Genomic DNA, 13,360 nt, shown 5'->3' on the forward strand with positions numbered 1-13,360 from the left:
TCCACCATGACGATTCGTGCCGGCCACAAGCCGTCGGGGACCTACCTATGACGCTGAGCGTGATCATGCCTGTCTACAATCGCGAGGCCTATGTCGGCGCCGCTCTGCGTTCGCTGCTCAGGCAACAGGACGAAGCCGATCTTGATATCATCGTGGTCGACGACGGGTCCACGGACGGTTCCAACGAGGCCGTCCGCTCGCTGATGAGCCAGACGTCCCGCATACGCCTTTTCAAGCAGCCGAACATGGGCGTCACGAAAGCCCGCAACACCGGCCTACAGCAATTGCTGCCGCAAACCCGCCTGGTGTCGTTTCTCGATTCGGACGACATTTCTCCTGCAGGGCGTTTCAAGGCGGATCTGTCCTGTTTCGACAGCGACCCGCAACTTGAGCTGACCTATTCGCGCATGACGCTGGTCGACCAGCTGGATGGCGAGACACTGGAGCCGGCTGCAGGCAGCCACTCCATCACCGTGCGGGGCATCCACCTGTCCGCCGGGATCTTCGCCCGCGGCCTGGTCGACCGCATCGGCGGTTTCGACGAGGACTTCCAGCAAGCAGAGGACACCGACTATCTGCTCAGGGTCTTTGAGAGCGGCGCGAAATACACTATGCCCGATACGGTTGCACTTTATTACCGGCGCCACCCAGGCAACATGACCAAGGAAGCAGACGTGCCCTTTCGCGAATTCATGCGTGCCATCTACAAGTCGATGAAACGCCGCAAGGGCGATCCTAGTTTGCGCCGTGTCGAGGGTATCTTCGACTTCAAGGACCTCGCGCAGTGGCGGTTCCTCTGATGACCGGCTACGGCGTCGTCATTCCCGCCTTCAACGCGGCCGCGACCATTGCGGAGACACTGGATTCGGTGATGGCTCAGACGGTCAGGGCCGAAGCGGTCATTGTCGTCGACGACGGTTCAACTGACGACACCGTTGCCGTGATCAACGCGATGAACCTGCCGGTCACCGTCTTGCGGCAAGACAATGCCGGCCCGGGTAGCGCCACCACCAGGGGGCTTGCGGCCCTGTCTACGCCTTTGGTGGCCACGCTCGACGCCGACGATCTCTGGCTGCCGCATAAAATCGAAAAGCAGCTGGAATATCTTGACCGCAACCCGGGCATCGCAGGCGTCTTTTCGCATTGGCGCGTGTTTCGCAACAACCGGCCCGACCTGCCCGAAGGGCCCGAGTTGGCCGGCTGGTCGCGCACGACAATGATGATCCGCCGCCAGGTTGTCGCGAGCGTCGGCCCGATCGTCGACCCACAGGGCGGGCGCGGCGAGATGATCGACTGGATCGCGCGGGTGCGCGAGGCGGATTTCGGCCTGACCATGCTTGACGACGTCCTGGCCTTGCGCCGCATCAGGCCCGGCAGCCTCTCCTATGGCCGCGACCCGGCGCGCGATCGCGGTTATCTCGAAGTCGCGAGGCTCGCTTTGCAGAGGCGGACGCGAAACAGAGCGGGCACCGCCTGATGGCTCTCCGCCGCATAGGCCGCCGGTTTCCGGACTATGGCTGGTCCTGGCCCACCGGCAAGCTCGACCAGTTGCTTAAGGCCGCGCTGCTGCAGGATGAGGATTTGGCTGGCCGGTTGGCCGGACGCTGGCTCGACGAGAACGACATCGATCTCGTCTCCTTCCGCGAACACCGGCTGCTCGCGGCGATCTCCGACAGGTTCGGCAGGAAGCTGGCCGCGCATTCCGCCTATCCGCGCCTTGTCGGCCTGCAGAAGATGTTATGGACAAAGTCGCGCATGGCGATGCGCGAGGCCGAACCAGCGCTGGCGGCGATGGTGGAGGCCGGCGCCGACATTATGCTGATCAAGGGCGCCAGCCGCATTGCGCTGAACGCGTCGGCGCAGCGCGGGCGAGTGGCGCACGATATCGATATATTGGTGCGTCCGCGCGACATGGCCACCGTCTTCGATGTCCTGCGCGACCGCGAGTGGCAGATCGCCTCGGGTGTCAGCGCGCAATATCTGCGGACACGGTTGGCGTCGCTGCGGTCGATGAACTTCTTCAAGGGCAGCTTCGGTGACATCGACCTGCATCAACTCGGCTATGACGGTTCGCAACCAAGCGCCGAGGACGACCTGGCGATCTGGCGGCGGGCCATCCCTGCCGCGTTCAGCGGGGTCGGCGTCTTTGTGCCCTCGCCCGCCGACCGCATGGCGCTGGCAATCGCCCATGGCGGGCTCGACGCTCACACCCACAGCGACTGGCTTGTCGATTGCGCCGTCGCCATCCGGGGTGGTGACGTCGACTGGGACGTCTTTCTCGACATCGTCGGCAAGCGTGGCCTTGCCGTCCCAGCGGCGGTGGCTTTGTCCTATCTCTCCCATGGGATCGACCTTCCCGTGCCGGAGGCGACGCTGGGCAGGATCGTCGAGATGGCCGACCGGCTCGGTCTGTCGCGCTGGTCATCGGTGCTGCAGGCCAAGCCGCGTACGGATTTCGGCGGCTTGGTTTGGCTGTCGCGCGGGCTGGCCAAGCAATTGCGCCTGAAGCGGAAGAAGGGCCGGCTGCAGCAGGAGCCGCCGGCACGGCCATGGCGCGGCAGACGGGCCGCTCGCAGCCCGGCAGGAGCGCCGGCGCCAATGGTGTTTTCACAAATCATCGCGTGTCCGCCAACGAGCGGGGAGATGATGCTGGATGTCATTGTCAGGATCGACATTCCGCCGGTGCGCCGCCGCATAGAGATGGAAATCAATGCCGGCGACCACCACATCGCTCGCCTGCGCGCCACAGCCATCAGCCGATCCGGCAAGCAGCGGATGCTGCATTTCCGCGGCAAGGTGATGCTGGACGGGGTCAGGCAAGCGCTGACGCTCGAGGCGCGTCCGTCGCGGCAGTTTCGCGAGTGGAGCGACGAAGCCACCGTCGCCACCTATGGGGCCCTGCCCTTCCAGATGGTGTCGGCAAAGTTCTCGCCAGCCAATTGAGCGGGAGGCCAAAAGATGGCCGATCACGTGTTGTCCGGCGTGATCAGCCTCACCAACGGGAAATAGGTCCGGTATCGGCCGACGTCCCGGGTGAGCAGTGGCAGCCTGGCCACCGCGGCATGGGCGCCAATGAAGAAGTCAGGCAAGACGACCGTCCGCGACCCTGCCGACCGGCGGTACCTCTCGGAGCGGATTTCAATGGTGAACAGCCTTTCTTGAGACCGGCGTACGGTCAAACTCCATAACGTTCTGTGCGGATCTCGCCCGCCGGCACCCCGGCATCGATCAGCGCCTGGGCAGCGGCCGACACGAAGGCGTTGGAGCCGCAGATGAAGGCGAGGGACGGCGGCCCCGGCAGCCGCGCCATCACTTGCGCGACCATGGTGACATCCACGCGCCGCGAATAGTCGGATGGGCGGCGCGCGGCCTCGCGGGTCAGCGTCAGCGTCAGATCGAAGCCGTCCCCGCGATCATCGAGGGCGATCAGTTCGTCACGAAAGATCACCTCGTCCCAGATCCGGGCCGAAAAGACGAGAGCGACGGGCACCGTGGACTTGCGCGCGGCGCGGTGGCGGACCATCGACATCAAGGGCACGACGCCCGAACCGCCGCCAATCAGCAGAAGCGGCCCGCCATCATCATCGGGCCAGACGAAATGCCCGCCAAGCGGTCCACGCAATTCGATCTCGTCGCCAGCCGCCGCGACCTCGTGGAAGAATGGCGAAACCTCGCCATCGTCGAGTTTCTCGATCGCCAGTTCGACTACGCCGTCATTATCGGGCGCGGAGGCAATCGAATAGGAGCGGCGTGCCTGATAACCGTCTGGCGCAGTCAGTCTGACATCGACATGCTGGCCGGCGCGATAGGCGAATGGCCGCGACGGCTGGACGAAGAAGCTGGTGACGCGCGGCGTGCGCTTCTCGATGCGGACAATGCTGGCCGCCTGCCAGGGCGACCGAGCCGTGGCCGCATCGCTCATGGATCGTCCGTATAGCGCTGCTCGCGCCATGGATCGCCATAGATGTGATAGCCGCGCAATTCCCAGAAGCCGGGCTCGTCACGGGTCGTGAACTGCAGGCCGTTCACCCATTTGGCCGATTTCCAGAAATAGAGATGCGGAACGAGCAGCCGCGCCGGGCCGCCATGGTCGGCAATGATCGGTTCGCCTTCATAGAGCAGGGCCACCATGGCTTTGCCGTCGGTCAGATCCTTTGTCGGCACGTTGGTCGTATAACCATCGAAGGCAAGTGCAAGAGTATAGGCGGTCGGCGGCTCGATCCCCGCATCGGCAAGGATGTCGTCGACCAGCACGCCCTGCCAGGCCGTATCGAACTTGGTCCAAGCGGTCACGCAATGGATGTCGCGTGTCATCTTGGTCAGCGGCAGGGCGTTGAACTCGGCCCAGTTCCATTTCTTGATCGGCCGCGGCCCATGCTTCAGCGTGAACGACCAGTCCTCGGTCCGCACCCTAGGCGTGGGGCCGGCCGACAGAACCGGAAAGCCCTGTTCGAGATACTGGCCGGGCGGAATGCGCGCATCGCCATCGGCAGGCGGGCGCCGTCCTGAAGAGAAACCTCGGGTGGCCATCTCGGGCAATCCCCTGTTGCATCAAGCCACTATCGGCCTGATGCAATGTTCTCGAAGATTGCGGGCTGGGCAACCGGAATCTTGATGGATCAAACCTGATTGTGCTCGCTGCAGGGCTCGTCACCCACGAGCCCCGCCCGATCCAGCAGTCAGGCCTCAGCCATTGGCAAACGGCACCGCTACGTAGATCTGAGCACCGTCACGTTCCACCAGCAGCAACACCGATTTACGGCCGGACTTGCTGGCCTGTGCGATTGCCTGCGTGACCTGCCTGGCGTCCTTCACCGGCGCCTGGTTGACGGCGACGATGATGTCGCCTGCCTGGATGCCCGAGGCCGAGGCCGCCTTGTCCGGGTTGACCTTGGCGACCAGGGCGCCTTCCTGACCGTCGGCGAGATCAAGCTCCTGTCTGACATCAGGGGTGATGTCCATCAGGCTGAGCCCGATCGCCGGGACCCGCGAGCTTTGCTTGGCGGACGGCGCGTCGCCATCGGTTGCGGAAGCGGTCTTCACATCGTCACCGTTGCGGCCGACGTCGACTGCGATTTCCACTGCCTTGCCCTTGCGCCACACGCCAAGCGTCTCGCGGGCGCCCGGAGCGACATCGGCAACGGCCCGCGACAGGTCCTTGGGATCCTTGATCTCCCGACCGGCAAAGCTGGTGATGACATCACCGGTTTCGATGCCAGCCTTGGCTGCCGGCGAGTCGCCATTGATCTGCGAAACCAGCGCGCCGCCGGCATGGTCTAATCCGATGGCGCTCGCCACATCCGGCGTCACTGGCTGGATCTCGACGCCGAGATAGCCATACTCGATGTAGCCGCCCTTCATCAGCTTGGCGACGACCTTCTGGGCTTGGTCGGAGGGAATGGCGAAGCCGACGCCGACGCTGCCGCCATTGGGCGAATAGATCGCCGTGTTGATGCCGACCACATTGCCGTTCGCGTCGACCAGCGGGCCGCCGGAATTGCCATGATTGATCGGGGCATCGATCTGGATGAAGTCGTCGAACGGCCCGCTGTGCAGGTCGCGGCCGCGTGCGGAGACTATGCCCGCGGTGACCGTGGTGCCGATGCCGAACGGATTGCCGATCGCCAGCACCTGGTCGCCGGTCATCAATTTGTCCGAGTCCCCCCATTTGACCGTCGGCAAGGACTTGTCGGAGTTGATCTTGAGCACGGCGAGGTCGTTCTTGGCGTCGCGGCCGACGAGCTTGGCGGGAAGCACAGTGCCGTCGTCCAGCGTCACCTTGATCGAGGTGGCGCCGTCGACGACGTGATTGTTGGTGACGATGATGCCATCGGAAGCGATGATGAAACCGGAGCCGAGCGCTTCGGCACGCTGTGCCTGCTGCGGTGGCGTCTGTGGAGATGGGATGCCCTGGTCGCCAAAGAACTGGCGGAAATATTGATCGAAAGGCGAGTTGCCAAGCGGCACGCCTTCGTCGTTGCTGGTAGGCTGAGCCTGCATGATGGTGGTGACGGTCACCACCGCCGGCTTGTCGGCCGCCACTATGGGCGCAAATGAGCCGTTTGGCGCTGTGACGCCGACGACGGGGGTCATCGTGCCGGCCTGTGCATGATTGTCCCTGACAACCGTAAGGGCAACAGGGCTGATGATGAGGGCGGCGCCCAGCAAAGCGGCGACGCGATGTCTGCGAAGAATCTTGAGGGATGACATGGTCGTTGTCCATGCGAGACATTCGGTCCGGCGCCGTGGCTGTCTCAAGAGGCGGCCTATCCGGCGTATCGACTGCAGCGGCTGCCCGTCTCGCTTCATGAGGCAGTCCTGCAGGTCGATGGGCGGGAATCTAGGACGCCGATGCGGACGAATTAGGTTTTTCGCCGATATTACAAAGATTTAATTCTTTCGGGATGACGGGCGGTTCAGCATTTGTCGGCCGTGGCCACGCCCTCAAGCTCATCGCTAGAGCTGGATGTCTTCGGTTTTCTGCAGATAGCCCGATGCGATCTCTCGCATGCGCCTGGCGTCGAAGCTCGGTCCATGGCCGCCATGGCCGATGCGGATCGGCAGGTCGAGCAGGCGCCGCATCGTCGTGCGGTAATCGACGCGGCTGGAGTCCGGCAGATCGTCGATCAGCATGGCATCGTAGATGGCGTCGCCAGCGAAGAAAACTCCGTCCGCCTCGTCGAACAGGGCAATGGAGTCCGGGGAATGGCCCGGCAGATGCAACACCCGGAACTGGCGGTCGCCGAGATCGATCATGTCGCCTTCGTTCAGGGTTCGCGTCAAGGGCGCAGGCGGGATCTTGTAGTCGGCAGCTTTCCAGCCCGGAGCCGGCAGCCTGGAGACAGCGCCTTCCAGGTGATGGAACATGTTGGCATAGGTCGCCGCATCATCCATCGTTTCGAAATGCGCCGCACTCATGCTTGGCCCTGCCCGCCAGGGAAATTCGTGCAGCGATCCGACATGGTCGAGATGGATATGAGTGGCGACGACCAGTAGGGGCTTGCCGTCCCGCGTCTCGATCTCCGGCGCCAGCGGGCGAATGCCCATACCGGTATCGACCAGCAGATCGGCATCGCGACCACGCAGATGCCAAAGGTTGGCGCGCACGAAACTGTGCACGAAAGGTTCGGTCAGCATCGTCGTCTTGTCGTCGACGACGGTGCTGCTGAACCAGCTTGGCATCGGTGACAAGCCAGACATTATGCTGCGCCATTCATCAAACGAATGGCTTTCCGACCTTATATTTCTCCGGCACCAGCCTCTTGAGATAGGCCATGCCTGCATCGGACAGCTGGTTCACGTCGGGCTTCATGAAATCGTCGGGCATGTGGCGGGTCTTGCCGGCGACGTTCTGGAGCGGAACCTTCTTCAGAACCGTCCTGGTGCCGTCATATTGCAGCGCCACCGAGCCGCCACCCTGTTCGGCAACGGTCACCGCGAAGGCGCCGGCGTCGAAAGCCTCCTGCGCGTCGACGGCACTTATGGCGCCGATATAACCGCGCGGCATATAGCCCAGCGCGTCGACGCGCGCCCGCTTGCCCGGCAGGCCCTCGGCGAGAGCGCGTTCGAGCGCCGCAGGCAGGTCGCTTCCCGACAGTTTGACGTTGCCATGCGCATCGCGCTCCAGCCTATCGGGCGGCACCAGGCTTTCGACCAGCGCCTTGCCGTCGGCGGTGCTCACACCTTCCGACACCGCGACGATGCAGCGCTTGTGGCGGTCGAGCGTGGCGCGCACGTCGTCGATGAAGGCGGCGGCGGAGAAAGGCCGCTCCGGCACGTAGACAAGGTGGGGGCCGCTTTCCGGATCGAGTTGCCAGGCGGCGGCCGCGGCAGTCAGAAAGCCGGCATGCCGGCCCATGACGATGCCGACATAGATACCGGGAAGGGCGCGGAAATCGAGATCGACGGAGAGGAAGGCGCCAGCAACGAATTCAGCGGCCGAGATGAAGCCCGGGGTGTGGTCGTTTTCCTCTAGATCGTTATCGATGGTCTTCGGCGCGTGGACGAAGGCGATCTCGCCGGCGGCCGCATCGGTGAGGATCTGCTGCGTGCCCGACGTGTCGTTGCCGCCAATATAGATGAAGGCATCGGCTCCGGCCTTCTTCAACCCCTTCAGGATCACGTCGCAATAGGCGGCATCCGGCTTGTCGCGCGTCGAGCCGAGCGCGGCGCTCGGCGTTCCGGCGATCAACCTAAGCCTGTCCTCGGGAATTTCGGAAAGATCGACGTAGTTGCCGTCCCTGATACCGCGCACGCCGTGGATCGAACCCAGCACCTTGGCACCGGGATGCTGCTTGCGGATTTCCAGCGTCGCCCCGACAACCGTCTGGTTGATCACGGCGGTCGGCCCGCCGCCCTGCGCGATAACGAAAGTTCCGGCCATTCCTGACGTCTCCCTGGCAATGAATCGCAGGCACATTCGCCTGTCTTTCGCCATCGCGCAACGGAAGAGTGGGTATCGTCAAAGCCAAACAGAAGGCCGCCGACCGGCGGCCCGAACACTCACATGACGACGACAGGATTTTTCTTGGAGACGCGGCTATAGAGATCGATGATGTCCTGGTTGATCAGGCGCACGCAACCTGACGACATGGCCTGGCCGATGCTCCACCATTCGGGCGAGCCGTGGATGCGATAGCCGGTATCCTTGCCATCCTGGTAGATGTACAGCGCGCGAGCGCCGAGCGGGTTGTCGAGCCCGCCGGGCTGGCCGCCCTGCCATTTCACCAGTTCCGGTTTGCGCTGGATCATCTCCGGCGGCGGCGTCCAGGTCGGCCATTCCTTGCCATACTGGATGTTGGCACGGCCAGACCAGCGGAAGCCATCCTTGCCGATGCCGACACCATAGCGGATGGCTTCACCGCCCGGCTGGACGAGATAGAGCATGCGCTCGTTGAGATGGACGACGATGGTGCCGGGCGCCTCGCCCGTCGTATCGACGACGATCTGCCGGCGGAATTCCGGCTTGACCTTGAGATACGGCACCGCGGGCACGTTGAAGCCATTGTCGGTCAGCGAGGCATACATCACATCGGGGCTGGTGATGTTCTTGTCGACGCTGATCGAGGGGCGGACCGGTCGCACCGAGCCGGTATTGACGTCGTCGAGTTCGAGCGCAGGCAAGCTAAGGTCAGTGGTCGAACAGCCGGCGACGCCAAGCAGCGCGAGCGCCCCTGCCCCAGACAGGATCGAACGGCGAGAACAAATCTGATCGGTTTCCATGACGTCGCCGTTTCGTTTCGGCGCCGGATCTCGCGGTAACTCACGCATATACCCAAACCTACGCTGTCGGCGGGAAGCACGGTCTCGCCGGATAGCAGGCATTTTCACCAATCATGGTTGATAAAGCGTGAATGCGTCAATCGCAGCGTTTGCACGCGATTCCGGTCCCTTGGCCCCGCTGCTCACAGCTCGAAGTCGCCACCACACAAAAAGACCCAGATCGAGCCACATTCCGGGCACCGGCGCTTTTTAACCCGAGACGACCAACTGGGGCATCCATGTGCGAGATCTTGAACACCGACCTCAAGCTTTTTGGCGCCGCCATTGCCGCTTCCGCCCTGGTCCCCGGTGCCAATGTGAGCGTGGCCGATATCAGGAGCACGCGAATTGGCGTGAACTGACGCCGGCCCAACGCTTTCGAAATTGACGGCGCGAACAAGCACGTAAAAGCGCGTCTGGCTCCTCGATAGGGAGTTGTCGCATAAGCAGAAGCGAAGGCACTTTACATTCTGCCGGGGTTGAGGATTTATCCTTGTCCTTAACCCAAGGAGACAGACATGTCCTTCGAGACCTGGGCCGCCTTCGCCGCAGCATCGACGATCCTGCTCATCATTCCGGGTCCGACCATACTGCTGGTCGTATCCTATGCGCTTGGCCAGGGCTGGCGCACCGCCTTGCCGATGGCGGCCGGCGTGGCGCTTGGCGATTTCACAGCGATGACGCTGTCCATGCTGGGCATCGGCGCATTGCTGTCGGCCTCGGCGACAGTCTTCACCATCCTGAAGCTGATCGGCGCGGCCTACCTGATCTATCTCGGCGTGAAACTGTTTCGCGCCGGCGGCATGCTGCAAGCCGAACCTCGCACCGACCTAGCGTCATCGGCGAGAATGATGGCGCATGCCTGGCTGGTGACCGCGCTTAACCCGAAAAGCATCACCTTCTTCGTCGCCTTCCTGCCGCAGTTTCTCGACCGGCACGCCGATTTCTGGACGCAGATGCTGATCTTCGAAACGACCTTCCTGACGCTCGCTTTCGCCAATGCCTTCGGCTACGCTTTGGTCGCCGCGCGTGCCCGCGACGTCGTGCGAGACGAGAGGGCGGTGCGCATCTTCAACCGAACCGGCGGCACGCTGCTCGTCGGCGCCGGCATCGCGACAATGGCGATGCGCTCAGGCAATTGAAGGCGGCAAAGCCAAAGACCGCCGCACGGCGGCTGTCCATGGTCTTGGATCGGACGCGCTTTTTGAAGGAGGGGGCATGCCGGTCAGAGATGCATTCGGTCTGACATTGTCGGGGGCGACGGAAGGCGGGTTCGCTTCGTACGGCCGGGCAGTGCGGGAATTGCAATGCTTCATCGGAGATCCCGTCGCCTCGATCGACGGCGCCCTCGCGCAGGACCCCGGCTTCGTCATGGCGCATGTGTTCAAGGGATATCTCTTCGGCCTCGCCACCGAACGAGGCGCTACGGCGATAGCCAAGGCTTGCCACGAGGCGGCACTGCCGCTCGCGGCGAACGCGCGCGAGCAGGCGCATGTCATGGCCCTCGGCCATCTCGCAGGAGGGCGATGGCATGAGGCGGGCCGGATTCTCGAGGACATCACAATCGACTTCCCGCTGGACGCTGTCGGGCTTCAGGTGGGCCACCAGATCGACTTTTTCACCGGCAATGCCCGCATGCTGCGCGACCGCATTGGCCGCGCGCTGCCGTCCTGGCAAAGCGGCATGCCGGGCTACCATGCCATCCTAGGCATGCAGGCTTTCGGGCTGGAGGAGATGGGCGACTATGGCAGGGCCGAGAAGCTTGGCCGCAGCGCTGTGGAGATCGAGCCGCGCGACGGCTGGGCACAGCATGCCGTGGCGCATGTCATGGAAATGCAAAGCCGGCAGAGGGATGGCATCGCCTGGATGCGCGCCAATCCTGAAGCGTGGACGCGGGACAGCTTCCTGCAGGTGCATAATTGGTGGCACTTGGCCCTGTTCCACTATGATCTGGGCGAAATTGATGAGGTTCTCGCCCTCTATGATGGTCCGATCTACGGCACGCCGTCAGCCATGGCACTCAACATGGTCGATGCCTCGGCAATCCTCTGGCGGCTCTATCTCGGCGGCGTCGATGCCGGCCACCGCTGGGCGGCGCTGGCTGCCAATTGGCCCAAGGCCGGCTTCGGCGACTATGCCTTCAACGATGCCCACGCCATGATGGCCTTCGTCGGCGGCGGACTTGAAGCGCCGGCGCGAGCGCTGCTCGAGACGCAGGTGGAAGCCATGCGCGGCAGCGGTGACAACGCTGCCTTCACCCGGGACGTCGGCCATCCGCTGACGCTCGCCATCAAGGCGTTCGGCGAAGGCAGATATGAAGAAGCCGTTCGGCTGATCCGCCCGATCCGGGCGATCGCCCATCGTTTCGGCGGCAGCCACGCCCAGCGCGACGTCATCGACCTGACGCTGATCGAGGCCGCCTTGCGTGCCGGCGAGGCTGCGCTGGCGAGGGCGCTCACGGCCGAGCGCTCGATGTCACGGTCCGATAGTCCGCTGTCGGCGTTGCTTTCGCGGCGCGCGGCCGAATTGTCGGAGAATTGACCACAGGCCGATCTTGTCTTAAAAACTGGCCAAGCCAGATTTTTTCGGGATCCGAAAAAAATTAACGGCATGGGGAGGACATCATGTATCTCGGCCTCGACTTGGGCACGTCAGGCGTCAAGGCGCTGTTGATCGACGCCGGCCAAACCGTCATCGGCTCCGGCCACGCGTCCATGGATGTTTCCCGGCCGCATCCTGGATGGTCCGAACAGGACCCGGCCGAGTGGATCCGCGCCTGCGAGGCGGCAATTGCTCAATTGAAGGCCGCTTACCCCAGGGAATTCGCCGCTGTCGAAGGCATCGGCCTGTCGGGGCACATGCATGGCGCGACCTTGCTCGATGCCGCTGATCAAGTGCTGCGTCCCTGCATCCTGTGGAACGATACGCGCAGCCATGCCGAGGCGGCCGCACTCGACGCAGATCCGCGCTTTCGCGCGCTCACCGGCAACATCGTTTTTCCCGGCTTCACCGCGCCGAAGCTTGCCTGGGTCAAGAACAATGAGCCCGCCATTTTCTCCAAAGTGGCAAAGGTCCTGCTGCCCAAGGACTTTTTGCGGCTCTGGCTGACCGGCGAGCACATCTCGGAAATGTCGGATTCGGCCGGCACCTCTTGGCTCGATGTCGGCAAGCGGGCCTGGTCCGCGGAATTGCTGGGCGCCACATCGCTCGATGAGAGGCAGATGCCGTCCCTGGTCGAAGGCAGCCAGAAGGCCGGTTCGCTGCGTGCCGAACTGGCATCGAAATGGGGTGTGAGAGCGGGCATCCCGATCGCCGGCGGTGCCGGCGATAACGCAGCGTCGGCCTGCGGCATGGGGACCGTCGGCGCCGGTCACGCTTTCGTCTCGCTCGGCACGTCGGGCGTTCTGTTTGCCGCCAATGCTTCCTATTTGCCGAACCCGGCCAGCGCAGTGCACACTTTCTGCCACGCGCTGCCCAACACCTGGCACCAGATGGGAGTCATCCTGTCGGCGACCGATTCGCTGAACTGGCTGTCGGAGATTACCGGCAAGGGCGCCGGCGACCTGACCGCTGAACTCGGCGAGACGCTGAAGGCACCGACAGGAGTTTCCTTCCTGCCCTACCTCTCCGGCGAACGCACGCCGCACAATGACGCCGCCATTCGCGGTTCGTTCACGGGGCTGGCGCATGAATCGAGCCGCACCGTGCTGACCCAGGCGGTGCTTGAGGGCGTCGCCTTTGCCTTCCGCGACAGTCTCGAAGCCTTGAAGACCGCCGGCACGACCTTGACGCGCGTGACCGCCATTGGCGGCGGCTCGCGCTCGCGCTACTGGTTGAAATCCATCGCCACCGCGCTCGGCCTGCCGGTCGACATCCCCGCCGACGGCGACTTCGGCGCCGCCTTCGGCGCGGCGCGGCTCGGCCTGATTGCGGCGACAGGGGCGGATCCGCTCACGGTTTGCACGGCACCCAGAACCGAGGCCACGATCGAGCCGGACGCCGCGCTTGGCGAAGCGTATGCAGACGCTTATCACCGCTACCGGGCGCTGTATCCTGCGATAAGGGGCGTTACGGCGTGAGCAGGCGCGAGGCGCCCCCC

The 13,360-nt window shown here is 63.8% G+C and carries 12 protein-coding genes and 1 pseudogene; 6 read left to right on the plus strand and 7 right to left on the minus strand.

Features of this window, described 5'->3' with window-relative positions; all coding sequences use genetic code 11:
* Nucleotides 1-47: 47 nt before the first annotated feature.
* The 3 genes from LB513_RS12720 to LB513_RS12730 are packed head-to-tail and all read left to right on the plus strand — an operon-like array spanning nt 48 to nt 2,943.
* Nucleotides 48-800, plus strand: a complete 753-nt coding sequence (locus tag LB513_RS12720) for a glycosyltransferase family 2 protein (protein WP_224663855.1) — start codon at nt 48-50, stop codon at nt 798-800.
* Nucleotides 785-1,477, plus strand: coding sequence for a glycosyltransferase family 2 protein (locus LB513_RS12725; protein WP_224663856.1), 693 nt, complete (start codon nt 785-787; stop codon nt 1,475-1,477). Before LB513_RS12720 ends, LB513_RS12725 begins: the two co-directional genes overlap by 16 nt.
* Nucleotides 1,477-2,943: a nucleotidyltransferase family protein gene (locus LB513_RS12730; RefSeq protein WP_224663857.1), complete on the plus strand. Its 1,467-nt coding sequence runs from the start codon at nt 1,477-1,479 to the stop codon at nt 2,941-2,943. Before LB513_RS12725 ends, LB513_RS12730 begins: the two co-directional genes overlap by 1 nt.
* Nucleotides 2,944-2,966: 23 nt before the next feature.
* Here the strand turns inward: LB513_RS12730 and LB513_RS12735 are convergent.
* The 7 genes and pseudogenes from LB513_RS12735 to LB513_RS12765 form a co-directional block, all read right to left on the minus strand.
* Nucleotides 2,967-3,125: pseudogene (locus LB513_RS12735) on the minus strand (type II toxin-antitoxin system VapC family toxin); the annotation flags it as partial.
* Between the two features lie 50 nt (nt 3,126-3,175).
* Nucleotides 3,176-3,922, minus strand: coding sequence for an FAD-binding oxidoreductase (locus LB513_RS12740; protein WP_224663858.1), 747 nt, complete (start codon nt 3,920-3,922; stop codon nt 3,176-3,178).
* Complete coding sequence (locus LB513_RS12745; protein WP_224663859.1) at nt 3,919-4,530, minus strand: molybdopterin-dependent oxidoreductase; 612 nt, start codon at nt 4,528-4,530, stop codon at nt 3,919-3,921. The genes LB513_RS12740 and LB513_RS12745 overlap by 4 nt, the downstream gene beginning before the upstream one ends.
* Before the next feature lie 156 nt (nt 4,531-4,686).
* A complete protein-coding gene (locus LB513_RS12750) occupies nt 4,687-6,210 on the minus strand; it encodes a DegQ family serine endoprotease (protein WP_224663860.1) in 1,524 nt (507 codons plus the stop codon).
* A gap of 246 nt (nt 6,211-6,456) precedes the next feature.
* Nucleotides 6,457-7,182 carry an MBL fold metallo-hydrolase gene (locus LB513_RS12755; RefSeq protein ID WP_224663966.1) on the minus strand — a complete coding sequence of 242 codons (726 nt, stop codon included), beginning with the start codon at nt 7,180-7,182 and terminating at the stop codon, nt 6,457-6,459.
* Nucleotides 7,183-7,216: 34 nt separating this feature from the next.
* Nucleotides 7,217-8,383, minus strand: coding sequence for a diphosphate--fructose-6-phosphate 1-phosphotransferase (locus LB513_RS12760; protein WP_224663861.1), 1,167 nt, complete (start codon nt 8,381-8,383; stop codon nt 7,217-7,219).
* Between the two features lie 119 nt (nt 8,384-8,502).
* Nucleotides 8,503-9,270, minus strand: a complete 768-nt coding sequence (locus LB513_RS12765) for a L,D-transpeptidase (RefSeq protein ID WP_224663862.1) — start codon at nt 9,268-9,270, stop codon at nt 8,503-8,505.
* Between the two features lie 509 nt (nt 9,271-9,779).
* Here LB513_RS12765 and LB513_RS12770 point away from each other — a divergent pair.
* The 3 genes from LB513_RS12770 (at nt 9,780) to xylB (ending at nt 13,340) form a co-directional block, all read left to right on the plus strand.
* The gene (locus tag LB513_RS12770; protein WP_224663863.1) at nt 9,780-10,403 is read left to right on the plus strand and encodes a LysE family translocator; all 624 of its coding nucleotides are present in this window, start codon (nt 9,780-9,782) and stop codon (nt 10,401-10,403) included.
* 76 nt (nt 10,404-10,479) lie between these two features.
* Nucleotides 10,480-11,802: a tetratricopeptide repeat protein gene (locus LB513_RS12775; RefSeq protein WP_224663864.1), complete on the plus strand. Its 1,323-nt coding sequence runs from the start codon at nt 10,480-10,482 to the stop codon at nt 11,800-11,802.
* Nucleotides 11,803-11,885: 83 nt separating this feature from the next.
* Nucleotides 11,886-13,340, plus strand: coding sequence for a xylulokinase (gene xylB, locus LB513_RS12780; RefSeq protein WP_224663865.1), 1,455 nt, complete (start codon nt 11,886-11,888; stop codon nt 13,338-13,340).
* The last annotated feature ends 20 nt before the right edge of the window (nt 13,341-13,360 follow it).

Origin of the sequence: Mesorhizobium sp. ES1-1, from assembly GCF_020164785.1 — a bacterium.
Classification (GTDB): Bacteria; Pseudomonadota; Alphaproteobacteria; order Rhizobiales; family Rhizobiaceae; genus Mesorhizobium.

What these genes read in the sequence shown, in the direction of transcription:
- LB513_RS12730 (WP_224663857.1), top strand. Translation starts at nt 1,477, where the DNA reads ATGGCTCTCCGCCGCATAGGCCGCCGGTTTCCGGACTATGGCTGGTCC.
- LB513_RS12750 (WP_224663860.1), bottom strand. Translation starts at nt 6,210, where the DNA reads ATGTCATCCCTCAAGATTCTTCGCAGACATCGCGTCGCCGCTTTGCTG.
- LB513_RS12765 (WP_224663862.1), bottom strand. Translation starts at nt 9,270, where the DNA reads ATGCGTGAGTTACCGCGAGATCCGGCGCCGAAACGAAACGGCGACGTC.
- LB513_RS12770 (WP_224663863.1), top strand. Translation starts at nt 9,780, where the DNA reads ATGTCCTTCGAGACCTGGGCCGCCTTCGCCGCAGCATCGACGATCCTG.
- xylB (WP_224663865.1), top strand. Translation starts at nt 11,886, where the DNA reads ATGTATCTCGGCCTCGACTTGGGCACGTCAGGCGTCAAGGCGCTGTTG.
- LB513_RS12775 (WP_224663864.1), top strand. Translation starts at nt 10,480, where the DNA reads ATGCCGGTCAGAGATGCATTCGGTCTGACATTGTCGGGGGCGACGGAA.
- LB513_RS12760 (WP_224663861.1), bottom strand. Translation starts at nt 8,383, where the DNA reads ATGGCCGGAACTTTCGTTATCGCGCAGGGCGGCGGGCCGACCGCCGTG.
- LB513_RS12755 (WP_224663966.1), bottom strand. Translation starts at nt 7,182, where the DNA reads ATGCCAAGCTGGTTCAGCAGCACCGTCGTCGACGACAAGACGACGATG.
- LB513_RS12720 (WP_224663855.1), top strand. Translation starts at nt 48, where the DNA reads ATGACGCTGAGCGTGATCATGCCTGTCTACAATCGCGAGGCCTATGTC.
- LB513_RS12745 (WP_224663859.1), bottom strand. Translation starts at nt 4,530, where the DNA reads ATGGCCACCCGAGGTTTCTCTTCAGGACGGCGCCCGCCTGCCGATGGC.
- LB513_RS12740 (WP_224663858.1), bottom strand. Translation starts at nt 3,922, where the DNA reads ATGAGCGATGCGGCCACGGCTCGGTCGCCCTGGCAGGCGGCCAGCATT.